Consider the following 21,604-nt stretch of genomic DNA (forward strand, 5'->3'; position numbering starts at 1 on the left):
CTCGGCCCTAGGCAAACAGCGCGTTCAGCATGTCGATGCTCGGCTGGAAGTTCGCGCACTCGCGAAATCCTTGCTGCAGGAACGCTTCCATCCGCGGATACAGCGCGATCGCGCGATCGAGCACCGCGTCGCGCCCGCTCGAATACGCGCCGACGTTGATCAGATCGCGGTTGCGCTGATAGCGCGACAGCATCTGCTTGAACATACGCGTTTTATTCAGGTGATTTTCGTCGATCAGCGCGGTCATTGCCCGGCTAATCGACGCTTCGATATCGATCGCCGGGTAGTGGCCGGCTTCGGCGAGCGAGCGCGACAGCACGATGTGGCCGTCGAGAATCGCGCGCGCCGAGTCGGCGATCGGGTCCTGCTGATCGTCGCCTTCGGTGAGCACCGTGTAGAACGCGGTGATCGAGCCGCCGCCCGCCGGCCCGTTGCCGGTGCGCTCGACGAGCGCCGGCAGCTTCGCGAACACCGACGGCGGATAGCCCTTGGTCGCGGGCGGCTCACCCACGGCCAGCGCGATTTCGCGCTGCGCCATCGCGTAGCGGGTCAGCGAGTCCATCAGAAGCAGCACGTGCTTGCCCTGGTCGCGGAAGTATTCGGCGAGCGACGTCGAATACGCGGCGGCCTGCATCCGCAGCAGCGGCGACACGTCGGCCGGCGCGGCGATCACGACCGAGCGCGCCAGACCTTCCTCGCCGAGAATCTGTTCGATGAACTCCTTCACTTCGCGGCCGCGTTCGCCGATCAGGCCGATCACGATCACCTCGGCGCTGGTGTAGCGCGCCATCGTGCCGAGCAACACCGATTTACCGACGCCCGAACCCGCGAACAGCCCCATGCGTTGACCACGGCCGACGGTCAGCAGCGAGTTGATCGCGCGCACGCCGACATCGAGCACCTTGTGAATCGGCTCGCGATTGAGCGGATTGATGACCGGCGCGGACAGCGGCGCGTCCGTTTGCGTGCCGAGCGGGCCGAGTCCGTCGAGCGGACGGCCCGATGCGTCGAGCACGCGGCCGAGCAGTTCCCAGCCGACCGGCAGACGCTTCGCGCCGGCGAGCGGGTCGGCGATCGGCGCGCTTTCGAGCGGAAAGACGCGCGCGCCGGGCAACAGGCCGATCACTTCGGTGGTCGGCATCAGGAACAGCTTGTCGCCGGAGAAGCCGACCACTTCGGCTTCGGCCATCGGCAGCGAACTGCCGGGCGGCAGCTCGATCATCACTTCGGCGCCGACCGACAGACGCAGCCCGACCGCTTCGAGCACGAGACCGGCCGCGCGTGTCAGACGCCCGCAGGCGCGCAGCGGCTTGGCGATCGCGTTGCGCGCGCGCAGCGCGTCGAGCCGGCCGCGCCACGACTGCATGTGTGGATTGAGGTCGAGCGCGGGATCGTAGGACGGCTCGCCCGGAGCGTGAGCGGCGTGGTCCGGCGCGGCGGACTCGCGGCTTGCCGCCGCGCCTGTCGAGGGATGCGCAGCCGACGAAGCTTGCGGTGTGGAATCCGCGGACTCGGCGGGACTGGCCGACTCGGCATCAGCCAGCGCTTCGGCGCCGAACGACGCTAACGAGAGCTCGCGTTCGAGCGGCGTCAGATCGCTCGCGCGGATCTCTTCGAGCGTCGGCTTCACCACGTGCTCACCTGGCCGAGCGCGGCGGCGACGCGCTGCCAGCGCGTGTCGATGCCCGCGTCGACCTCACCGGTGCCGGCCTGCGCGCGGCATCCGCCACGTTCGACCGACGCATCGGTGCGCACGGTCCAGCCGCGCGTTTGCAATTCTTCGAGCAGATACGCCTCGACGACCGGCAGGTCGGCGGGACTGACGATCAGCGCGGGCGCGCCGGCGAGCGCGGGCTCGGCCGCGAGCACCTCGCGCGCGGCCGCGATCAGCGCGGTCGGGTCGTGCTGCACGTGCTGGCGCACGACCTGCTGCGCGATGTCGAGCGCGAGTGCGACCAGGGTTTCGGAGATCGCGTGCTGCGCGCCATCGAGCGCGGTCTTGAAAGTTTCGGCGAGCGCGGCGAGCCGCATCGCTTCCTCGCGCGCCTCGGTTTGACCCTGCGCGAAACCCTGCGCGCGCCCCTGGTCGTAGCCGGCCTGATAGCCGAGCGCCTGGCCGGCCACATGACCGGACGCGACGCCCTGCGCGTGCGCGGCTTCGCGGCGCCGCTCGAGATCGGCCTCGAACGCGCGCTCGTCGAATTCGGGTTCGGCCGGCGGCGGCGCCGGCGGGGCCGGGTCGAACGACGCCATCTCCCAGCGCTGGTAGGCCGAGAGGCTTTCCTTTGCCGTGGCGTTCGGATCAGACATAGGCATCTTCCGCCTTGCCGCCTAGCGCGATCTGCCCGCTCTCGGCCAGGTTGCGCACGATCTGCAGGATGCGGCGCTGCTGCGTCTCGACTTCGGACACACGCACCGGGCCGCGGGCGTCGAGGTCTTCCGCGAGCAACTCGGCCGCGCGCTGCGACATGTTCGACAGGAACTTCTGACGCAGCGCGGGCGGCGCGCCCTTCAGCGAGATGATCAGCGCCTCGGATTCCACTTCCTTCAGCAGCAACTGGATCGCGCGGTCTTCGAGGTCGAGCAGGTTCTCGAACACGAACATCTGGTCGACGATCTTCTGCGCGAGTTCGGCGTCGTACTGGCGCACGTTTTCGAGCACGCCTTCCTCGTGGTTGCTCGACATGAAGTTGAGAATCTCGGCCGCCGTGCGGATGCCGCCCATCGGGCTGCGCTTCAGATTGTCGCTGCCGGAGAGCAAGCCGGTCAGCACGTCGTCGAGCTCGCGCAGCGCGGCCGGCTGGATGCCGTCCAGCGTCGCGATCCGCAGCAGCACGTCGTTGCGCAGGCGGTCCGTGAAGCACGCGACGATCTCCGAAGCCTGATCGCGGTCCAGATGCACGAGGATCGTCGCGATGATCTGCGGATGCTCGTTCTTGATGAGTTCCGCGACCGCCGCCGAGTCCATCCACTTCAGGCCTTCGATGCCGCTCGTGTCGCTGCCCTGCAGGATCCGGTCGATGATCACGCCGGCCTTGTCGTCGCCGAGCGCCTTGGTCAGCACCGAGCGGATGTAGTCGTTCGAATCGAGCGACATGCCGGTGTGCTGCTCGGCCTCGCGCACGAATTCCTGCAGCACTTCGTCGACCTGTTCGCGCGTCACGTTCTTCAGCGCGGCCATCGCGACGCCGATTTTCTGGACCTCACGGGGGCCCAGGAACTTGAATACCTGCGCCGCCTCTTCCTCGCCGATCGACATCAGCAGCAGCGCGCTCTTCACTACGCCTTCAGCGCTCATCGGACACCCAGTTCTTGACGACGGTTGCTACGATCTTCGGATCCTGACGCGCGATGCTGCGCGCGAACTCCAGGTTCCGCTCGTATTTGTGCTTCGCGTTTTCGAGCGCGAGCTTCTCGCTGTCCGCTTCGATTTCGACGATCGCGCCATCGCGCTCCTCGGCCGGGATGCCATCGAGCAGCACCGGTTCGTCGGGCGCCATCAGCGCGGCAACCGGCTCGGGCGGCGGCGGGAAGGCGCGGCGCAGCGCCGGCTTCACCATCACGAAGTACAGGAACAGGGCGACCGCGCCGATGCCGAGGTACGTCGCGATCTGCTTGTACAGCGCGAGCATGTCCGGCGTGCGCCACCACGGCAGGTCGGCGTTCGGGTCGAGCTCGGTGGTGAATGCGCTGTTGACCACGTTGACCGAGTCGCCGCGCGCCGCGTCGAAGCCCATCGCGTCCTTCACGAGCTGCGTGATCTGCGCGAGCTTGTCGGCGCTGACCGGCTGCATCGTCACATGGCCCTTCGGGTCGACGACCCGCAGATAATTGACGACCACCGCGACCGACAGCCGGCGGATGCCGCCCATCGGCTGGTCCACGTGGCGCACGGTCTTGTCGAGCTCATAGTTGGTGGTCGAATCCTTGCGGTCGCTGACCGGCGTGGTGGTGACCGAGCTCGCGCCGTTGCCGGCCACGATCGGCGCGGAGGCCGGCTGCGGCGGCTGGTTCGACAGCGCGCCCGGCACGCCCGAGGCGCCGCCCTGCGACATTTCCGTCGCGCTGCTGCTCTGCTGGCTGCGGATCGCGGCCTGCTGCGGATTGCCGTTCGGGCCGTAGTTCTCCGAGGTCTGCTCGCTGTGCGAGAAGTCGACGTCGGCGCTGACCTGCGAGCGCGCGTTGCCGGCGCCGAACAGCGGCGCGAGGATCGCGTCGATGCGCTGCTGCGTGTTGCGCTCGATCTGCTGGCGGAACTTCAGCTGGGTCGCATCGAGGCCGCTGCCGTTGGTCTGCTGCGTGAGCAGGTTGCCGTCCTGGTCGAGGATCGTCACGCCGCGCACCGGCATTTGCGGCACCGCCGACGCCACCATGTGCGTGATCGCAACGACCTGGCCTTCGTCGAGCACGCGGCCCGGGTACAGGTTCACGAGCACCGCCGCCGATGGCGCTTCCTTGTCGCGCACGAACACGCTCGGCTTCGGAATCGCGAGGTGCACGCGCGCGGATTTGACGCTCGAGATCGCTTCGATCGTGCGTTCGAGTTCGCCTTCGAGCGCGCGCTGATAGTTGATCTGCTCGTCGAACTGGCTGATGCCGAATTTCTGGTTGTCCATCAACTCGAAGCCGACCGAGCCGCTCTTCGGCAGCCCCTGCGACGCGAGGCGCAGGCGCATCTCGTGGACCTGCTCGGCCGGCACGAGGATCGCGCTGCCGCTTTCGGACAGCTTGTACGGAATATTGGCCTGCTGCAAAGCGGCGATGATCGAGCCGCCGTCACGGTCGGACAGATTGCTGTAGAGCACCTTGTAGTCGGGCGCGCGCGACCACAGAAACAGGCCGGCGATGACCGCGATCAGCAATGCGACCGCGAACACGAGCGGCGCGCGCGGGTTGCCGCGCATCTGCGCGAGTCCTGACAGACGCTGGCCAAAATTGCCGCCGATACCTCCGAGGCCGCCGAGGCCGCCGAGGTCGGCCGCACCGCCGGCCGGGCCGCTAGCGGCCTGACCGGCCGCGGACTGCGCGCCGGCGAGCCCCATGCGGGCGTCGGGGTTGATCAAAGAGTTGGCTGACGAATCCATGCGTCGGGTTTCTCCGGGGGATGCCTTGGCGTTCTGCCGTGTTGCCGCGCCGTGACTCGGCGGACGGACAGAGACTTTCACGATTGAAATTATCCGCAGCGCCGCTCAAGCCGATTGCTTGAATAGAGCCGGGTTTCCCCCCTAGTTTCGGGACTTTCCGCGAGGGGCCGCTGCTATGCTTTCGTCCAGATCGGTACACCTTCCGGCGGTCCGATCATCCATCCAACGGAGAAAACATGACCATGCCCGTGAACGCGCTATCGTCGGCGCTGCAACAGATGCAGGCGATGGCGGCGCAGGCGGCCGGCGACGCGGCCCCGGCGGCGGAGCAGTCCGGCGCGGCAACGCCCACCAGCTTCGCGACGGCGCTGAAGGCCTCGCTCGACAAGATCAGCAGCGACCAGCAGACGGCGATCGGCGAGTCGAAGGCGTTCGAACTCGGTGCGTCGAACGTGTCGCTGAACGACGTGATGGTCGACATGCAGAAGGCCAACATCGGCTTCCAGTTCGGCCTGCAGGTGCGCAACAAGCTGGTCTCCGCGTACAACGACATCGCGCAGATGTCGATCTGAGCGGGGTTGCGCAGGTCTGCACGAGCCCCGTCCGACGATCCGGCAAGCCGCTGCCGACGCATGCGCCGGCGGCTTCCTGCCGCGTTTGCTGTCCGCGCCCAGCGGCGCCTTCGATCTCCCTTACACCGGCCTAAAGCTTTGTCGTCGCGCATCCGATAACCAAAGTACATGTCAGCGAGCGGCCGGCGACGCGCCGCCGCGCGGCCACGCCACGACTTAACCGCAGTCAGTATCAGAGGAGGAGCGCCGATGTTTTCCCCGGGACACGCTGGAGCCAACGCGTATGCGCGCGTCGGCATCGAGACATCCGTGATGGGCGCGAGTCCGCATCGGTTGACTGTGTTGTTGTACCAGGGCGCACGGCAGGCGATCGCGCAAAGCCGCATGCATTTGCAGCAGGGCAACGTGGCCGAGCGTGGCATGGCGATCAGCAAGGCGATGCGGATCATCGAAAGCGGGCTGCAACAGTCGCTCAACCTTGAAGTGGGCGGCCAGGTCGCCGCACGGCTGAATGCGTTGTACAGCTATATGACGCGTCGGCTGCTGGAAGCCAATATCAATCAGAGCGAGGCGATGCTCGTGGAAGTGGACGGTCTGCTCGCGACGCTCGAAGAAGCATGGATCGGGATAGCCCCGGAGGTCGCGCGGATGGCAGCCCAGCCAGCCGCGGAAAGCCTGAGATGACATCGAACGCAGAATATTTTGCCCGCTATGAAGCGGTTGCCGCGCTGTCCTGTCGCATGCTGGTGGCCGCCCGCCGTGCGCTGTGGAACGACCTGGTCCACTTGCAGGAGGAGTACCGGCATCTGGTCGAAGCGCTGCGCGAAGCCGACGTGGGCGTCAAGCTCGACGAGGACGAGCGCCTGCGCAAGTACGCGCTGATCCGCCAGATCCTCGCCGACGACGCCGCGATCCGCGACCTCGCGAACCCGCGCATGGCGCATCTGTCGGCGCTGTTCGCCGGCCGCCCGACGCGCGTGCTGAAGGAGCTGTACGGGGCGCGCTGAGCGTGGGCGGGTGCGCGCGTGAGCGGGCGGCGCGCCGCGCTCGTCTGCAGGATCGAAGCAATCAGAGCATCGCGCGCATGGCCGCCGATGCGACCAAGGAACCGGCATGAACGGAATCGATTCGGCCCTCGCTTCGGTGCTGTCGAGCCGGATCGACAGTCTGCTCAGCATCGCGCCTGGAACCGCGACCACCTCGCAGACTGGCGCGGCCGGCGTCGACACCTTACCGACCACGGCGCCCGTGAACACGACGGCCGCGCCGCAGCCGTCGGCGCAAACCGCGCTGTCGGCAGTCGCGCTGACGTTGAATGCGATCGCGCATTCGGGCGGCGAGGCGACACCCGCCGTGCTCGGTCGCGCGCCGATCTGGGCCGCCGCGCCGGCGCTCGACGTCGCCATCCAGGGCTTGCCGCTGACCGATGCGGCGGGCGGCGCTGCTGTCGCCAGTTCCGCCGCTACCTCCAATATCCATCCCGATCCTGCTACTAACGCAAGCGCAGCGGCCACCGCGAGCGTAGCGGCGACCGAAGTGCCCGCCGCGGCGCTCGCGGCCGCGCTGGAACAAACGGTCGCCGACAGCGGCCTTTTCTACGAGGCGCATCTCGCGGCGTGGCTGATCGGCCAGCGCTCGCCGGCCGAGCTGTCGAACGAGGCGCAGAACCAGCTTGTCGCGCAGTCGCAATTGCCCCCCGACTGGCGCGCCGACGATGGCGACGCGAACGCGTGGTCCGCTTCGGCGAACGGAGCAGCGCAGGCCACGCCACGCGGCGCGCCGAGCGGCCCACCGGCCGGCACGCCGAACGCCGCTGACAACAACCCCGCCGCGCACGCGATGCCATCGATCCTGAACGCGCAGGCCGCGCGTCTGGTCGCCGGCGAACTGCTGGCCAGCTCGGTCTCCGACCTGAACGGCCAGTCCACGCATTCGGGTTTGCACAGCGCGGCGCCGCACGCGGCGGATGCCGGTTCATCGCAAACCGCGCAGGCGATGGCGGCCGCGGTGCATCCGGCGACCGTACCGCTGGTGCGTCAGCAGCTCGATCTGCTCGCGACCGGGCAGTTTCGCTGGACTGGCGAGGCGTGGCCCGGCGCGCGTTTCGACTGGACGATCGAGCAGGACGGCGACGAATGGGACCGCAGCGGCGGCGGCCTCGCGAGCGAGGACGACCAGCCGTGGCGCACGCGCCTGACGCTGTCGCTGCCGACGCTCGGCACCGTCGACGCCGAATTGACGCTGACCGGCATGCGGCTTACAGCGCGCGTGCAGGCGAGCCCGCGGGGCGCCGCGCGGCTGGCGAAGCAGGGTGACGGTTTTCGTCAGCGTCTCGCGGCGGCGGGGATCGAGCTACAAGGATTGACGATTCGCGAGATCGGCGGCGGCGCACCGGGTATGACTACGGGCACATCGGCGGCGGGCGCGCAGGCGGCATCCGCGTATGCGCGTTCGTCGGCCGCGGCTGTGACGGCGTCGACGGGGTCGAGCAGCGCGTCGCGCGACGACTTCGATTGGGAGATCTGATGAGCCGCACCCATCGCCGCGGCGCGGCTGCGCTGATGTACGACGCTCAAGGCGGCGAGCCGGCCCCGCGGGTAGTCGCGAAGGGATATGGGCTGCTCGCCGAGATGATCGTGCAGCGTGCCAGGGAAGCAGGGTTGTATGTGCACGAGGCGCCCGAGATGGTGTCGCTGCTGATGCAGGTCGATCTCGATGCGCGGATTCCACCGCAGTTGTATCAGGCTGTCGCTGAGTTGCTGGCTTGGTTGCATCGGCTCGAGAGCGGCGCTGACGCCGAGCCGGAGCATGGCGCTGGCGCGGGGGATGTGGTTGATGTTGTTGCTACTGACGTGCAGGAAGGGGATTAGCGCGGTGCTTTTTTCGTTGTTGTTCTGGACTTGTTGGCCTTTCCTTGCATTGTTATTGGTCTATTAGCGTTGCCCCTGTGCGGGGCGGCACCTACTTTCTTTGCTGCTGCAAAGAAAGTAGGCAAAGAAGACAGCTTTAAACCGCCAGCTCATAAGCGGGTCCCTCGGTCTGCGTGAGGTAGTGGTGCATCTGGAGTCGGTGCCCCCGCACATTCCACTTCGGTGACAAAGCCGTCATCCGCTCCCACTCCGCACTGCGTGCGTCGCGGACGGGTCTGCCAGGAGAACCAACCGATGGTTTTGGAATGGGGTTTCGGCGCGCGCAGCGCCGCCGGAAGGATGACTGCGTTGTCACTACCGCCGAATGTGCGGGAGCACGGATTCCAGATGCACCACTACCCCTTCCAAGCCAGGGGACCCGCTTATGAGCTGGCGGTTTGAGCTGTCTTCTTTGCCTACTTTCTTTGCAGCAGCAAAGAAAGTAGGTGCCGCCCCGCATAGGGGCAACGCTAATAGACCGACAACAAAGCAAGGAAAGGCCAACAACTCCAGAACAACGAAAAAAGCACGCCCAAAGAGCAAAAATCAAACCCTCATCATCAACTTCAACACCGCATTCACACGCCAACCATACGGCGGCGAAATCAACCCCCTCGCATTCAAGCGCGATTGCATGAGCACCGGCTTCATCTTGGAAAAAGTAACGAACCCCTCATACCCGTGGTACGCCCCCATCCCACTCGCCCCAACTCCGCCGAACGGCAAACTCTCACACGCAAGATGCATCAGCGTCTCATTAACCGCCATCCCGCCGGCAATAGTTTCATGCGTGACACGCTCGACCGTCCGCGCATCGTCGGCATACAGATAGAGCGCCAGCGGCCGCGGCCGCGCATTGATCCACGCGATCGCATCGTCGAGCGTGTCGTACGGCACGAGCGGCAGTAGCGGTCCAAAAATCTCCTCCTGCATCAGCGCGCAGTCGTCCGGCGCGCCGGTCACAGCGACAAGCGGAAAGCGCCGGCTCGCGGCATCGGGCGTCGCGTCGGTCAGCGCATGCAACTGTGCACCGGCGCCGCGCGCTTCGTCGGCGAGACGTTCAAGCCGCTCGAAGTGCCGCGCCGAAATGATCGACGTGTAGTCCGGGTTCTGCGCGAAGTCCGGATACATTTTCATCATCCGCGCGCGCGCCCGTTCGATGAACGCCTGCTCCTTGCCGCGCGGCACCAGCACGTAGTCCGGCGCGACGCAGGTCTGCCCCGCGTTCAACGTCTTGCCGGCGACCACGTTGTCGACCGCCTTGTCGAAACGCGCATGCGCGCCGATCAGCGCCGGCGACTTGCCGCCGAGTTCGAGCGTGACCGGCGTCAGATGCTCGGCCGCCGCGCGCATCACTTCGTGACCGACCCTGGTCGAGCCGGTAAACAGCAGATGATCGAACGGCTGCGCGCTGAACGCGGCGGCCAGCGCCGCATCGCCGTTGACGACCGCGACGTGATTGCGTGCGAACGTCTGGCCGACCAACTGCTCGAAGAGCGCCGAGGTGCGCGGCGTCAGCTCGGACATCTTGATGATCGCGCGGTTGCCGGCCGTCAGCGCGCTGATCAACGGCCCAACCGCGAGCAGCACGGGATAATTCCACGGCACGATGATGCCGACCACGCCGAGCGGCTGCGGCACGACCTTCGCGCGCGCCGGCAGCAGCCACTTGTTGGTGCTGCGGCGCTGCGCTTTCATCCAGCGCTTGCCGTGACGCAGCGCGGCGTCGATCTCTTCCTTCACGAGCAGGAATTCGGCGAGCAGCACCTCTTCCTTCGCGCGATTGCCGAAGTCCGCGTGCATCGCGTCGGCAAGCGCGTCGCGATTGTCGAGCATCAGCTTGCGCAGCGTGCGCAGATGCGTCGCGCGCGTGTCCCACGTCGGATACGGCGCGCGCAGATACGCGTGACGTTGATCGCGTAGCAGCGCTTCGAGCGCCGCGACCTCCGGCAGATCGTTCTTCATGTAGTCCACTCCCTGATGGATGACGATGCGCGTCGAGCGCGCTTATTGGTTCGAGCTTGCGTCGGAATTGCGAGCGATGCGTTCGGGGTTTGCGGGGTCGCCGCGCTTAGGCGGGAAACGCGCGCTCGACGATCGCGGCGTGATCGAACGTGGCCGGCAACGTGCCGTACACGCGACCGCTTTCGCCGCAGCCGTCGGCGAGACGCGTCGCGATGAACGCGTCGGCGACATCGGCGGGCGCGTGTTGCGCGAGCAGCGTCGCCTGCGCGATCAGCACGATCTGCTGCGCGATACGTCGTGCCGACGCCTCGCGCTGTGCGGCCGGTCCGTTCAGCGTCGCGGCGAGACGCGTCAGTGCCGCGCCCAACGCCGGATGCGCGCGCGCGATGTCCTGCCACGCGGCGAACAGTGCCTGCGCGGCTTGCGGCTCGCGCTCCATCGCGCGCAGCACGTCGAGACACATCACGTTGCCCGAGCCTTCCCAGATCGAGTTGACGGGAGCCTCGCGATAGAAGCGCGCCATCGGTCCGGTTTCGACGTAGCCGTTGCCACCCCAGACTTCCATCGCCTCGCCGGTGAATTCGAGCGCGCGCTTGCAGACCCAGTACTTCGCGGCCGGCGTAACGATGCGCCGCCACGCGCGTTCGGCCGATGAAGCCGGGAACGCGTCGGCGGATTCCTCGAACGCGCGCGCGAGACGCATGAACAGCACCGTCGCCGCCTCGGATTCGAGCGAGAGATCGGCGAGCACGTTACGCATCAGCGGCTGTTCGGCGAGATGCCGGCCGAACGCACTGCGATGCCGCGCATGATGGATCGCCTGTACTAGCGCGGCGCGCATCAGCGCGGCGCTGCCGATCACGCAATCGAGCCGCGTGTAGCTCGCCATTTCGATGATGGTCGGCACGCCGCGTCCTTCGTCGCCGATCATCACGCCGTATGCGTCGAGAAACTCGACTTCGCTGCTTGCGTTGGAGCGATTGCCGAGCTTGTCCTTCAGCCGCTGGATTTGCACCGCGTTCTTGCTGCCGTCGGGCGCGAAGCGCGGCACGAAAAAGCACGACAGCCCCTCGTGCGTGTCGGTGCGCGCGAGCACCAGATGCGCGTCGCACTGCGGCGCCGAGAAAAACCACTTATGACCGATGAGCCAGTAGGCGGCGCCGCGTCCGCCGGCACCATCGAGCGCATGCGCGCGGGTCTGGTTGCTGCGCACGTCCGAGCCGCCCTGTTTCTCGGTCATGCCCATGCCGATCATCGCCGAGCGCTTCTGCGTGAGCGGCACGTCGCGCGGATCGTGCTCGCGCGTATACAGCGGCTCGCGCAGCGTGTCGAACAACGCGGGTTCGCGCTGCAACACCGGGATGCTCGCGAAAGTCATCGTCAGCGGACACAGCGAGCCCGATTCGATCTGCGCATGCATGAAGTAGCCGGCGCAGCGCGCGGCCATCGCGCCGCTTCGCGGATCGGAAAACGGCAACGCGTGCAGCCCTTCGCGGCGCAGCAGCGCGAGCAGTTCGTGCCACGCGGGATGAAACTCCAGCGCGTCGATGCGCTCGCCGCGCGGACTATGCGTGACCAGCTCTGGCGAGTGGCGATTGGCGAGCTCGGCGAGCGCGAGCGTGTCGGGCGTCGTCAGCGCCGCGCCGTGCCGCAGCAGCGCCTCGCGATGCCAGCTCGCGCCGTCGCGATAGACGGCCGCGCTCAAAGCGGCGTCGCTCGCGAACAGGTTGTAGTTCGCGAGTGGCGGTGCCTGATTCGTCACCTCGTGAGTCTGGCCGAAGCCGTGCCGTTCCATCTGCTGTCTCCGTGCTTTGCCTATTGTGCGCCGCTTTGCCGACGGCGATCCACGATGCGCTTCGAAGCGCCTGGTTGAGCGCCGCGCGTGACGCCGCATGCGGTGAAGAGGGCGCGGTTCGCGCCATGTTTGACGCCGCCAGCAAGCGGGGACGTCGGCGACGGTGGCGCCCCGGCACCCAGGTGACGTGGCGGCGCGGGCGGCTTGATCGACGTTGGCGTGAAGTTCGGGAAACGCAGGCTGCGCCATGCAGCCGCCCGCCGCGCGTCACTCGTCTGCTGACGTCGGCGTTCCATCCGGCACCGCGATGCCGTTGAAGCCGATCCCTGGTCCGAGCATGAAATCGTCGCTGACTTGCGTGGGCAGCGTTTCCCGCGCGACGTCGAGCCATGCGCGCGCCGCGTGCGACAGATAGCCGTTGCGACGCCAGCCGATCGCCATTTCCCACGGAATCTCCGGTTCGACGACCGGGCGGCAGGTGAACTGCACGGCATCGAGCCGCCGGCAATAGGGCGCCGGCAGCAGCGCGATGCCGACGCCGGCCAGCACCAGCGCCGCCATGAAGTCCCAATGCCCGCTGCGTCCGACGATCGCGGGTGCAAAGCCCGCCGCGCGGCACGCGTTCAGCACGACGTCGTTCAACGCGAGGCTCTCGCCGTAAAACACGAACGGCTCGTTCGCGAGTTGCGCGAGCGGCACTTCGTTCAATCCGTCCCAACGCGAGCCGGTACGCGCGACGAGCCACAGCAGCTGGCGCGACATCGGCAGCACGTCGATGCTGTCGGGGTCGACCGGCTGCAGCACGCCGCCCAGTTCCAGTTCGCCGTTGATCAGCGCTGCCTCGATCGCGCGCGAGCCCTGCTCGAACAGCTTCAGCTCGATCTTCGGATAGCGCTGGCGGAATGCGGCGATTGCGGGCGTGAACAGCGCACCGCCCATCGGCGGGATGCCGATTGCCAGTTCGCCGCGCCCGAGCGTGTCGAGATCGTTCAGCTCGGCCTGCAGTTGCGCATGCGCTGCCAGCACATCCTGGCCGCGCTGATAGACGATCCGGCCGACGTCGGTCAGCACCATCTGGCGGCCGTCGCGCAGCAGCAGCGGCGAGCCGATCTCGTCCTCAAGCGACTTGACCATCTTGCTGATGGTCGGCTGCGTGACGAACATCTGCTCGGCGGCGACGGTGAAGCTCTGTTGACGGACCACTTCGACGAAATAGCGCAGCGCACGGAGTTCCATGATCGCCCCTCGAATTCCAGTTTGGAATGACTTCGATGATTGTAAGTCATTCTGTTTATGCGGCGGCGCACCCGATACTCCGTCGCATCCGATGTCAGCCAGGCACTGTCGAAGCGCCACTGGATCTCGCTGTCGGTCGGCGCGACAGTGGGCATTCTGGTCGGCGAAATCGTGCTCGCGTTCGTGCCGCGGCGCACGCGGCTCGCGCGCGCAGCGCCATCTGGCGCGCGCCGAAGTCATCTCGATTTGCTACAATCGCCGTTCGTCTTCGAGGAGCGTTGCGACGGGTACCGCGAATCCGCATTCGCCGGCCGCCCGCCAGGCTCGAAGGCTTCAATTGGCAGCATGGAACACGCCTCGCGCGATTCCGAACGCTGCCTCAAACCGCGCTCACGTCACATTTCTAGTCATTTTCTTAGAAAGGAGGGCGTGATGAACGCCGCAGTCATCGATTCCCAGAACCAGGATTACGTTGTTGCCGACATGTCGCTCGCCGGCTGGGGCCGCAAGGAACTCACGATCGCCGAGACCGAAATGCCCGGCCTCATGCAGACGCGCGAAGAGTACCAGGCGCGGCAGCCGCTGAAGGGCGCGCGCGTCGCCGGCTCGCTGCACATGACGATCCAGACCGGCGTGCTGATCGAGACGCTGACCGCGCTCGGCGCGGACGTGCGCTGGGCCTCGTGCAACATCTTCTCGACCCAGGACCATGCCGCCGCCGCGATCGCGCAGGCCGGCACGCCGGTGTTCGCGTTCAAGGGCGAATCGCTCGACGAATACTGGGAGTTCTCGCACCGCATCTTCGAATGGCCGAACGGCGAGTTCGCCAACATGATTCTCGACGACGGTGGCGACGCGACGCTGCTGCTGATCCTCGGCTCGAAGGCCGAGAAAGACCGCTCGGTGATCGCCAAGCCGACCAACGAGGAAGAAGTCGCGCTGTACAAGTCGATCGCCGCGCACCTCGAGATCGACCCGACGTGGTACTCGAAGCGCCTCGCCGCAATCAAGGGCGTCACCGAAGAAACCACGACCGGCGTGCACCGTCTGTACCAGATGGAAAAGGAAGGCCGCCTGCCGTTCCCGGCCATCAACGTCAACGACTCGGTCACGAAGTCGAAGTTCGACAACCTGTATGGCTGCCGCGAGTCGCTCGTCGACGGCATCAAGCGCGCGACCGATGTGATGATCGCGGGCAAGATCGCGGTCGTGGCCGGTTACGGCGACGTGGGCAAGGGCTGCGCGCAATCGCTGCGCGGTCTGGGCGCGACCGTGTGGGTCACCGAAATCGATCCGATCTGCGCGCTGCAGGCGGCCATGGAAGGCTACCGCGTCGTGACGATGGAATACGCGGCCGACAAGGCCGACATCTTCGTGACCGCGACCGGCAACTACCATGTGATCAACCACGATCACATGAAGGCGATGCGTCATAACGCGATCGTCTGCAACATCGGCCACTTCGACTCCGAAATCGACGTCGCGTCGACCCGTCAGTACCAGTGGGAAAACATCAAGCCGCAAGTCGACCACATCATTTTCCCGGACGGCAAGCGCGTGATCCTGCTGGCCGAAGGTCGTCTCGTGAACCTGGGCTGCGCGACGGGCCACCCGTCGTTCGTGATGTCGAACTCGTTCACGAACCAGACGCTTGCGCAGATCGAACTGTTCACGCAGGGCGCGAAGTACGAGAACAAGGTGTACGTGCTGCCGAAGCATCTGGACGAGAAGGTCGCGCGTCTGCATCTGGCGCGCATCGGCGCGAACCTGACCGTGCTGTCCGATGCGCAGGCCGGCTACATCGGCGTCGACAAGAACGGTCCGTTCAAGCCGAACCACTACCGCTACTAAGCACGCGCCCGCCCGCGGGTTCGATGCGCGCTTCGGCGTGCCGGGCCACGCGGGCGGCGCTGCAAGCTTGACGGTCTGATCCCGGGGCGGCGCGCAATGCGCCGCTTTGTTCGCCAGCGCCGCTTTCCGTTTGCTGGACATCTTCTCCGCACAGGTGCTTACAAGGAGTTCTACATGACCGTGCTGCTGACCTGGCTCATCAACGCGCTCGCGCTGCTGATCATCACCTACATCGTTCCGTCGATCCATATCCGTAGCTTCGGCACCGCGCTGATCGTCGCGATCGTGCTCGGTCTCATCAATGCGGTTCTGCGGCCGCTGCTGATCCTGCTGACGCTGCCCGTCACGATCCTCACGCTCGGACTCTTCATTCTGGTCGTCAATGCGCTGTGCTTCTGGCTGTGCGCGTCGCTGCTGAAGGGCTTCGAGGTGGCGGGCTTCTGGTCGGCGTTCTTCGGCTCGATCCTGTACAGCATCGTGTCGTGGCTGCTGTCCGCGCTCATTTTCGGCAACCGCAGTCTAGGTTGACCTCTTTGACTATGAATCCGATCGAACTCTCATTCGAATTCTTCCCGCCGAAAACGCAGGAAGGCATCGACAAACTGCGCGCGACGCGCGCGCAACTCGTGTCGCTCAAGCCCAAGTTCGTGTCCGTCACGTTCGGCGCCGGCGGCTCGACCCAGCAAGGCACGCTCGATACCGTCATCGACATGGCGAAGGAAGGGCTCGAGGCGGCGCCGCATCTGTCGTGCATCGGCTCGTCGAGGGAAAGCCTGCGCGCGATCCTGGGCGAGTACCGCGCGCATGGCATCCGCCATATCGTCGCGCTGCGCGGCGATCTGCCCTCGGGCATGGGCGCGTTCGGCGAGCTGCGCTATGCGTCGGAGCTGGTCAGCTTCATCCGTGCCGAGTTCGGCGACTGGTTCTGGATCGACGTGGCGGGCTACCCGGAATACCATCCGCAGGCGCGCTCGCCGCGTCACGATCTCGAAAACTTCGCGCGCAAGGTGAAAGCCGGCGCGAACTCGGCGATCACGCAGTACTTTTTCAACGCGGACGCGTACTTCCGTTTCGTCGACGATGCGCGCCAGCTCGGCGTCGACGTGCCGATCGTGCCCGGCATCATGCCGATCACGAACTTTTCGCAGCTGATGCGCTTCTCCGAAATGTGCGGCGCCGAAGTGCCGCGCTGGATCGCGCGCCGGCTCGAGAGCTTCGGCGACGATCGCGAGTCGATCCGCGCGTTCGGCCTCGACGTGGTGACGGATCTGTGTCAACGGCTCGTCGACGCGAAGGTGCCCGGCCTGCACTTCTATACGCTGAACGCTGCCGCATCGACCAAGGCGATCTGCGAACGGCTTGGCGTGTAACTGCCATGCCCCGCGCGGCCGCAACGGCCGCGCGGTCTCCGCCAGTCTCGCGTGCGTGCGAAATTTGTCCCAAATAGCGTGGTAAGTCCCTGTTGAAGCTCATTTTTTGGCTGTCTATCATCGAAATGCAGCTACCCCGGCTGCTGTGCGGAGGACGATATGACAGTGACAAGAATGACTGCGGCACACCGACGGTTCGCGCTTCACCAGTTCTGCCTGCCGGCTCTCGCCGCGCTCGCGGTCGCCACGAGCGGCCTCGCGCCCACCGCGTCGCAGGCGGCCACGCTGCCCGACAAGACGCTGATCTTCTGCTCCGAAGGCAGCCCGGCGGGCTTCGATACCGCGCAATACACGACCAGCGTCGAATTCAGCGCCGGCTCGTACACGGTCTATAACCGGCTCGTCGAATTTGCGCATGGCAGCACCGATATCGAGCCGGGCCTCGCCGAAAAATGGGACGTGTCGCCCGACGGCCTCACCTACACGTTCCATCTGCGCCGCGGCGTCAAATTCCAGACCACGTCGTACTTCAAGCCGACCCGAGAATTCAACGCGGACGACGTGGTGTTCACCTACGAGCGCATGCTCGATGCCGAGAACCCGTTCCGCAAGGCGTATCCGGTCAATTTCCCGTACTTCAACGACCTCGGTCTCGCGAAGAACATCGCCAAAATCGAGAAGGTCGATCCGTACACGGTGCGCTTCACGCTGAAGGAAGTCGACGCGCCGTTCCTGCAGCAGATTGCGATGCCGTTCGCGTCGATCCTGTCGGCTGAATACACGGATCAGCTGCTCAAGGCGGGCAAGGCGTCCGACATCAACCAGTACCCGGTCGGCACCGGCCCGTTCATCTTCCGCAGTTACACGAAGGACGACACGATCCGCTTCGACGGCAATCCCGACTACTGGAAGCCGGGCGTCGCGAAAGTCGGCAAGCTGATCTTCGCGATCACCGTCGATCCGGCCGTGCGCCTGCAAAAGTTGAAGCGCGGCGAATGCCAGGTGATGAGCTATCCGCGCCCGGCCGACATCCCCACCGTGAAGGCCGATGCGTCGCTCGCGATGCCGAGCGAAGTGGGCTTCAACCTCGGCTATATCGCATACAACACGACCAAAAAGCCGCTCGACAACGCGCTAGTGCGCCGCGCGCTCGACATGTCGGTCAACAAGAAGGCGATCATCGACGCGGTCTATCAGGGCGCGGGCCAGGCCGCGACTAATCCGATGCCGCCGACGCAATGGGGCTACGACAAGAATCTGAAGGACGCGCCGTACGACGTCGACAAGGCGAAGGCGCTGCTGAAGCAGGCGGGCTACCCCGACGGCTTCGAGCTGACGCTGTGGGCGATGCCGGTGCAGCGGCCGTATAACCCTAACGCGCGCCTGATGGCCGAAATGCTGCAGTCGGACTGGGCGAAGATCGGCGTCAAGGTGAATATCGTCACCTACGAATGGGGCGAGTACATTCGCCGCGGGCACGCCGGCGAACATCAGGCGATGCTGATCGGCTGGACGGGTGACTACGGCGACCCCGACAACTGGCTCGGCGTGTTGCTCGGCTGCGACGCGGTCAACGGCAGTAACTTCTCCAAGTGGTGCTACAAGCCCTATGACGATCTGATCAAGCAGGGCCGCAGCACCACCAACATGGCCGATCGCACTAAGGCCTATACGCAGGCTCAGGAAATCTTCAAGGACCAGGTGCCGTTCACGCCGATCGCGCATTCGACCGTCTATCAGCCGATCAGCAAGAACGTGACGGGCTTCAAGATCGATCCGTTCGGGCCGACTCAATTCCTGGAGGTCGGACTGAAGTAAGCGGACGCGGCGCGTTTTTTGCACCGCTTTCGTCGCCGGGCGGCCCGAATGGGCTGGCCCAGCTCGCGGCAAAACCGCGGCAAAACGTTTGCACGAAGTGTTTCCTATCGTCAACAGAGGGATTTTGCTCCGCTTGGTGGCCGGGCCAAGCTCAAGTAATATCCCGCTACGCCGGCGCAAGCCGGCCCTGAACCTGGAGGAAACATGAAGCAAAACAATCTGTTGCGCGCCGCGCGTGTGACTACGCTCGTCGCTGCCGCAGCGGCATCCCTGCTTGGCGTGACGAGCGCGCAGGCCGCTGGGATCCCGAACAAGACCCTCGTTTACTGCTCGGAAGGCAGTCCCGCGGGCTTCGATCCGGCCCAATACACGACGGGCGTCGACTTCACGGCCAACACGTTCACCGTCTATAACCGCCTCGTCGAATTCGAGCGCGGCGGCACCAAGGTCGAGCCGGGCCTCGCGGAGAAGTGGGACGTGTCGCCCGATGGCAAGACCTATACGTTCCATCTGCGTCATGGCGTGAAGTTCCAGACGACTTCGTTCTTCAAGCCGACGCGCGAATTCAATGCGGACGACGTGGTCTTCTCGTTCCAGCGCATGCTCGACCCGAACCAGCCGTTCCGCAAGGCATATCCGGTGCAGTTCCCGTACTTCACCGACATGGGCCTCGACAAGCTGATCACGAGCGTCGAGAAAGTCGATCCGTACACGGTCAAGTTCACGCTGAAGGAAGTCAACGCGCCGTTCATCCAGAATCTGGCGATGGAATACGCATCGATCCTGTCGGCTGAATATGCGGATCAGCTGCTGAAGGCCGGCAAGGCCGCCGACATCAACCAGTTCCCGGTCGGCACCGGCCCGTTCATCTTCCGCAGCTACACGAAGGACGCGACGATCCGTTTCGACGGCAACCCTGACTACTGGAAGCCGGGCGCGGTGAAGATCTCGAAGCTGATCTTCTCGATCACGCCAGACGCCGGCGTGCGCGTGCAGAAGATCAAGCGCGACGAATGCCAGGTGATGAGCTATCCGCGCCCGGCCGACATCGCGCCGCTGAAGGCCGAGCCGAACATCGACATGCCGTCGCAGCCGGGCTTCAACCTCGGCTACCTCGCGTACAACGTGACGCACAAACCGGTCGACAAGCTCGAAGTGCGCCAGGCGCTCGACATGGCGATCAACAAGAAGGCGATCATCGACTCGGTCTACCAGGGCGCGGGCCAGCTCGCGACGAACCCGATGCCGCCGACGCAATGGTCGTTCGTCAAGAACCTGCCGGCCGCCTCGTACGACGCGGCCAAGGCGAAGGATCTGCTCGCGAAGGCCGGCTACCCGAACGGCTTCGACATCACGCTGTGGGCGATGCCGGTGCAGCGCGCGTACAACCCGAACGCGCGTCTGATGGCGGAAATGATCCAGGCGGACTGGGCGAAGATCGGCGTGAAGGCGAAGATCGTCACGTACGAATGGGGTGAGTACATCAAGCGCGCGCACGCGGGCGAAGACGACTCGATGCTGATCGGCTGGACCGGCGACAACGGCGATCCGGACAACTGGCTCGGCACGCTCCTCGGCTGCGAGGCGATCAACGGCAACAACTTCTCCAAGTGGTGCTACAAGCCGTTCGACGATCTGATCCAGAAGGGCCGCACGACGTCGGACGTGGCGACGCGCACGAAGATCTACGGCGACGCGCAGCATATTTTCGCGCAGCAACTGCCGTTCTCGCCGATTGCGCACTCGACCGTCTATCAGCCGGTCAGCAAGAAGGTGGTCGACATGCGCATCGAACCGCTCGGCTACGCGCGCTTCGACGGTGTCAGCGTCAAGTAATCCGTAAAGTTCGCACAGTAGGCCGCAATACAGTACGCCGCAACACAGTACACTTTTCGCACGGTTAGAAAACTGGTCGAAATGGTCCGGCGACCGGGGTCACGAGCCCTCGTCGCCGGTTGCGTTTTTTCATCACCAGTACCATGGGAGCGAACCATGTTCCGCTTCGTTTTGCGCCGCATCGGCATGGTGATACCGACGTTCATCGGCATCACGATCCTCGCGTTCGCGCTGATTCACCTGATCCCGGGCGACCCCATCGAAGTGATGATGGGCGAGCGCGGCGTCGATCCGGCCATGCATGCGGCCGCGATGCACCGCCTGGGGCTCGACGAGCCCTTGCCACTGCAGTACTTCCACTACATCGCCCGCGCCGTGCACGGCAACCTCGGCACTTCGATCATCACCAACACGAGCGTGATGGGCGAATTCCTCGCGCGCTTTCCCGCCACCGTCGAACTGTCGCTCTGCGCGATGCTGTTCGCGCTGATCGTCGGCCTGCCGGCGGGCGTGTTCGCGGCGTTGAGGCGCGGCACGGTGCTCGATCACGGCGTGATGGGCACCGCGCTGACCGGTTACTCGATGCCGATCTTCTGGTGGGGCTTGATCCTCATCATGGTGTTCTCGGTCAAGTTCGGCTTGACGCCGGTGTCGGGCCGCATCGCGGTCGAATACGACATTCCGCACGTGACCGGCTTCATGCTGATCGACTCGCTGATGTCCACCGACGAAGGCGCGTTCAAGTCCGCGCTCAGCCATCTGATCCTGCCCGCGATCGTGCTCGGCACGATCCCGCTCGCGGTCGTCGCGCGTATGACGCGCTCGTCGATGCTCGAAGTGCTGCGCGAAGATTACATCCGCACCGCGCGCGCGAAGGGTTTGTCGCCGGGACGCGTGATCGTCGTGCATGCGCTGCGCAATGCGCTGATTCCGGTCGTCACCGTGATCGGCCTGCAGGTCGGCACATTGCTTGCGGGCGCGGTGCTGACCGAAACGCTGTTTTCATGGCCGGGCATCGGCAAGTGGCTGATCGACGCGATCGGCCGGCGCGATTATCCAGTCGTGCAGGGCGGTATCCTGCTGATCGCGACGCTGGTGATCGTCGTGAACCTCGTCGTCGATCTGTTGTACGGCGTGCTCAACCCGCGCATTCGCCATACGAGGTAAA

Annotated in this window: 18 protein-coding genes and 1 riboswitch; of the genes, 11 read left to right on the forward strand and 7 right to left on the reverse strand. The window is 65.5% G+C overall.

Annotated elements, in window-relative coordinates; translation table 11 throughout:
* Positions 1-7 precede the first annotated feature (7 nt).
* Genes fliI through fliF form a run of 4 tightly spaced genes read right to left on the reverse strand, consistent with a single transcriptional unit; the run spans position 8 to position 5,084 of the window.
* Positions 8-1,633: a flagellar protein export ATPase FliI gene (gene fliI / locus F6X42_RS01955; protein WP_187632572.1), complete on the reverse strand. Its 1,626-nt coding sequence runs from the start codon at positions 1,631-1,633 to the stop codon at positions 8-10.
* A complete protein-coding gene (fliH, locus tag F6X42_RS01960; RefSeq protein ID WP_187632573.1) occupies positions 1,627-2,316 on the reverse strand; it encodes a flagellar assembly protein FliH in 690 nt (229 codons plus the stop codon). The genes fliI and fliH overlap by 7 nt, the downstream gene beginning before the upstream one ends.
* Positions 2,303-3,298, reverse strand: a complete 996-nt coding sequence (fliG, locus tag F6X42_RS01965) for a flagellar motor switch protein FliG (RefSeq protein ID WP_187632574.1) — start codon at positions 3,296-3,298, stop codon at positions 2,303-2,305. Before fliG ends, fliH begins: the two co-directional genes overlap by 14 nt.
* Complete coding sequence (gene fliF, locus F6X42_RS01970; RefSeq protein ID WP_187632575.1) at positions 3,288-5,084, reverse strand: flagellar basal-body MS-ring/collar protein FliF; 1,797 nt, start codon at positions 5,082-5,084, stop codon at positions 3,288-3,290. Before fliF ends, fliG begins: the two co-directional genes overlap by 11 nt.
* A gap of 236 nt (positions 5,085-5,320) precedes the next feature.
* Between fliF and fliE the strand changes: the two genes are divergently transcribed.
* The 5 genes from fliE (at position 5,321) to F6X42_RS01995 (ending at position 8,526) form a co-directional block, all read left to right on the forward strand.
* Complete coding sequence (gene fliE / locus F6X42_RS01975; protein WP_187632576.1) at positions 5,321-5,656, forward strand: flagellar hook-basal body complex protein FliE; 336 nt, start codon at positions 5,321-5,323, stop codon at positions 5,654-5,656.
* 249 nt (positions 5,657-5,905) lie between these two features.
* On the forward strand, positions 5,906-6,340 hold the full coding sequence (gene fliS / locus F6X42_RS01980; protein WP_129959878.1) for a flagellar export chaperone FliS: 435 nt from the start codon (positions 5,906-5,908) through the stop codon (positions 6,338-6,340).
* The gene (locus tag F6X42_RS01985; RefSeq protein WP_187632577.1) at positions 6,337-6,663 is read left to right on the forward strand and encodes a flagellar protein FliT; all 327 of its coding nucleotides are present in this window, start codon (positions 6,337-6,339) and stop codon (positions 6,661-6,663) included. Before fliS ends, F6X42_RS01985 begins: the two co-directional genes overlap by 4 nt.
* A gap of 106 nt (positions 6,664-6,769) precedes the next feature.
* The gene (gene fliK / locus F6X42_RS01990; protein WP_187632578.1) at positions 6,770-8,182 is read left to right on the forward strand and encodes a flagellar hook-length control protein FliK; all 1,413 of its coding nucleotides are present in this window, start codon (positions 6,770-6,772) and stop codon (positions 8,180-8,182) included.
* A complete protein-coding gene (locus tag F6X42_RS01995) occupies positions 8,182-8,526 on the forward strand; it encodes an EscU/YscU/HrcU family type III secretion system export apparatus switch protein (protein ID WP_187632579.1) in 345 nt (114 codons plus the stop codon). The genes fliK and F6X42_RS01995 overlap by 1 nt, the downstream gene beginning before the upstream one ends.
* A 585-nt stretch (positions 8,527-9,111) precedes the next feature.
* Here F6X42_RS01995 and F6X42_RS02000 read toward each other — a convergent pair.
* The 3 genes from F6X42_RS02000 to F6X42_RS02010 all read right to left on the reverse strand — a co-directional run bounded on the left by F6X42_RS02000 (position 9,112) and on the right by F6X42_RS02010 (position 13,561).
* Positions 9,112-10,530 carry a coniferyl aldehyde dehydrogenase gene (locus tag F6X42_RS02000; RefSeq protein WP_187632580.1) on the reverse strand — a complete coding sequence of 473 codons (1,419 nt, stop codon included), beginning with the start codon at positions 10,528-10,530 and terminating at the stop codon, positions 9,112-9,114.
* 106 nt (positions 10,531-10,636) lie between these two features.
* The gene (locus tag F6X42_RS02005) at positions 10,637-12,325 is read right to left on the reverse strand and encodes an isovaleryl-CoA dehydrogenase (protein ID WP_187632581.1); all 1,689 of its coding nucleotides are present in this window, start codon (positions 12,323-12,325) and stop codon (positions 10,637-10,639) included.
* Between the two features lie 267 nt (positions 12,326-12,592).
* Positions 12,593-13,561 carry a LysR family transcriptional regulator gene (locus F6X42_RS02010; RefSeq protein ID WP_187632582.1) on the reverse strand — a complete coding sequence of 323 codons (969 nt, stop codon included), beginning with the start codon at positions 13,559-13,561 and terminating at the stop codon, positions 12,593-12,595.
* Between the two features lie 264 nt (positions 13,562-13,825).
* Positions 13,826-13,960, forward strand: a riboswitch (S-adenosyl-L-homocysteine riboswitch).
* Between the two features lie 33 nt (positions 13,961-13,993).
* Here F6X42_RS02010 and ahcY point away from each other — a divergent pair.
* The 6 genes from ahcY to F6X42_RS02040 all read left to right on the forward strand — a co-directional run bounded on the left by ahcY (position 13,994) and on the right by F6X42_RS02040 (position 21,603).
* Entirely contained in the window at positions 13,994-15,412 is a 1,419-nt protein-coding gene (gene ahcY, locus F6X42_RS02015; protein WP_187632583.1) for an adenosylhomocysteinase, read from the forward strand.
* A 174-nt stretch (positions 15,413-15,586) separates the two neighbouring features.
* On the forward strand, positions 15,587-15,940 hold the full coding sequence (locus tag F6X42_RS02020; protein WP_187632584.1) for a phage holin family protein: 354 nt from the start codon (positions 15,587-15,589) through the stop codon (positions 15,938-15,940).
* Between the two features lie 11 nt (positions 15,941-15,951).
* Complete coding sequence (gene metF, locus F6X42_RS02025; RefSeq protein ID WP_187632665.1) at positions 15,952-16,782, forward strand: methylenetetrahydrofolate reductase [NAD(P)H]; 831 nt, start codon at positions 15,952-15,954, stop codon at positions 16,780-16,782.
* A 159-nt stretch (positions 16,783-16,941) separates the two neighbouring features.
* A complete protein-coding gene (locus F6X42_RS02030; RefSeq protein WP_187632585.1) occupies positions 16,942-18,600 on the forward strand; it encodes an ABC transporter substrate-binding protein in 1,659 nt (552 codons plus the stop codon).
* A gap of 204 nt (positions 18,601-18,804) precedes the next feature.
* Positions 18,805-20,436: an ABC transporter substrate-binding protein gene (locus F6X42_RS02035; protein ID WP_187632586.1), complete on the forward strand. Its 1,632-nt coding sequence runs from the start codon at positions 18,805-18,807 to the stop codon at positions 20,434-20,436.
* 156 nt (positions 20,437-20,592) lie between these two features.
* The gene (locus F6X42_RS02040) at positions 20,593-21,603 is read left to right on the forward strand and encodes an ABC transporter permease subunit (RefSeq protein ID WP_187632587.1); all 1,011 of its coding nucleotides are present in this window, start codon (positions 20,593-20,595) and stop codon (positions 21,601-21,603) included.
* Position 21,604: the final 1 nt, after the last annotated feature.

Source organism: Paraburkholderia podalyriae (assembly GCF_014397785.1).
GTDB classification, from domain to species: Bacteria; Pseudomonadota; Gammaproteobacteria; order Burkholderiales; family Burkholderiaceae; genus Paraburkholderia; species Paraburkholderia podalyriae.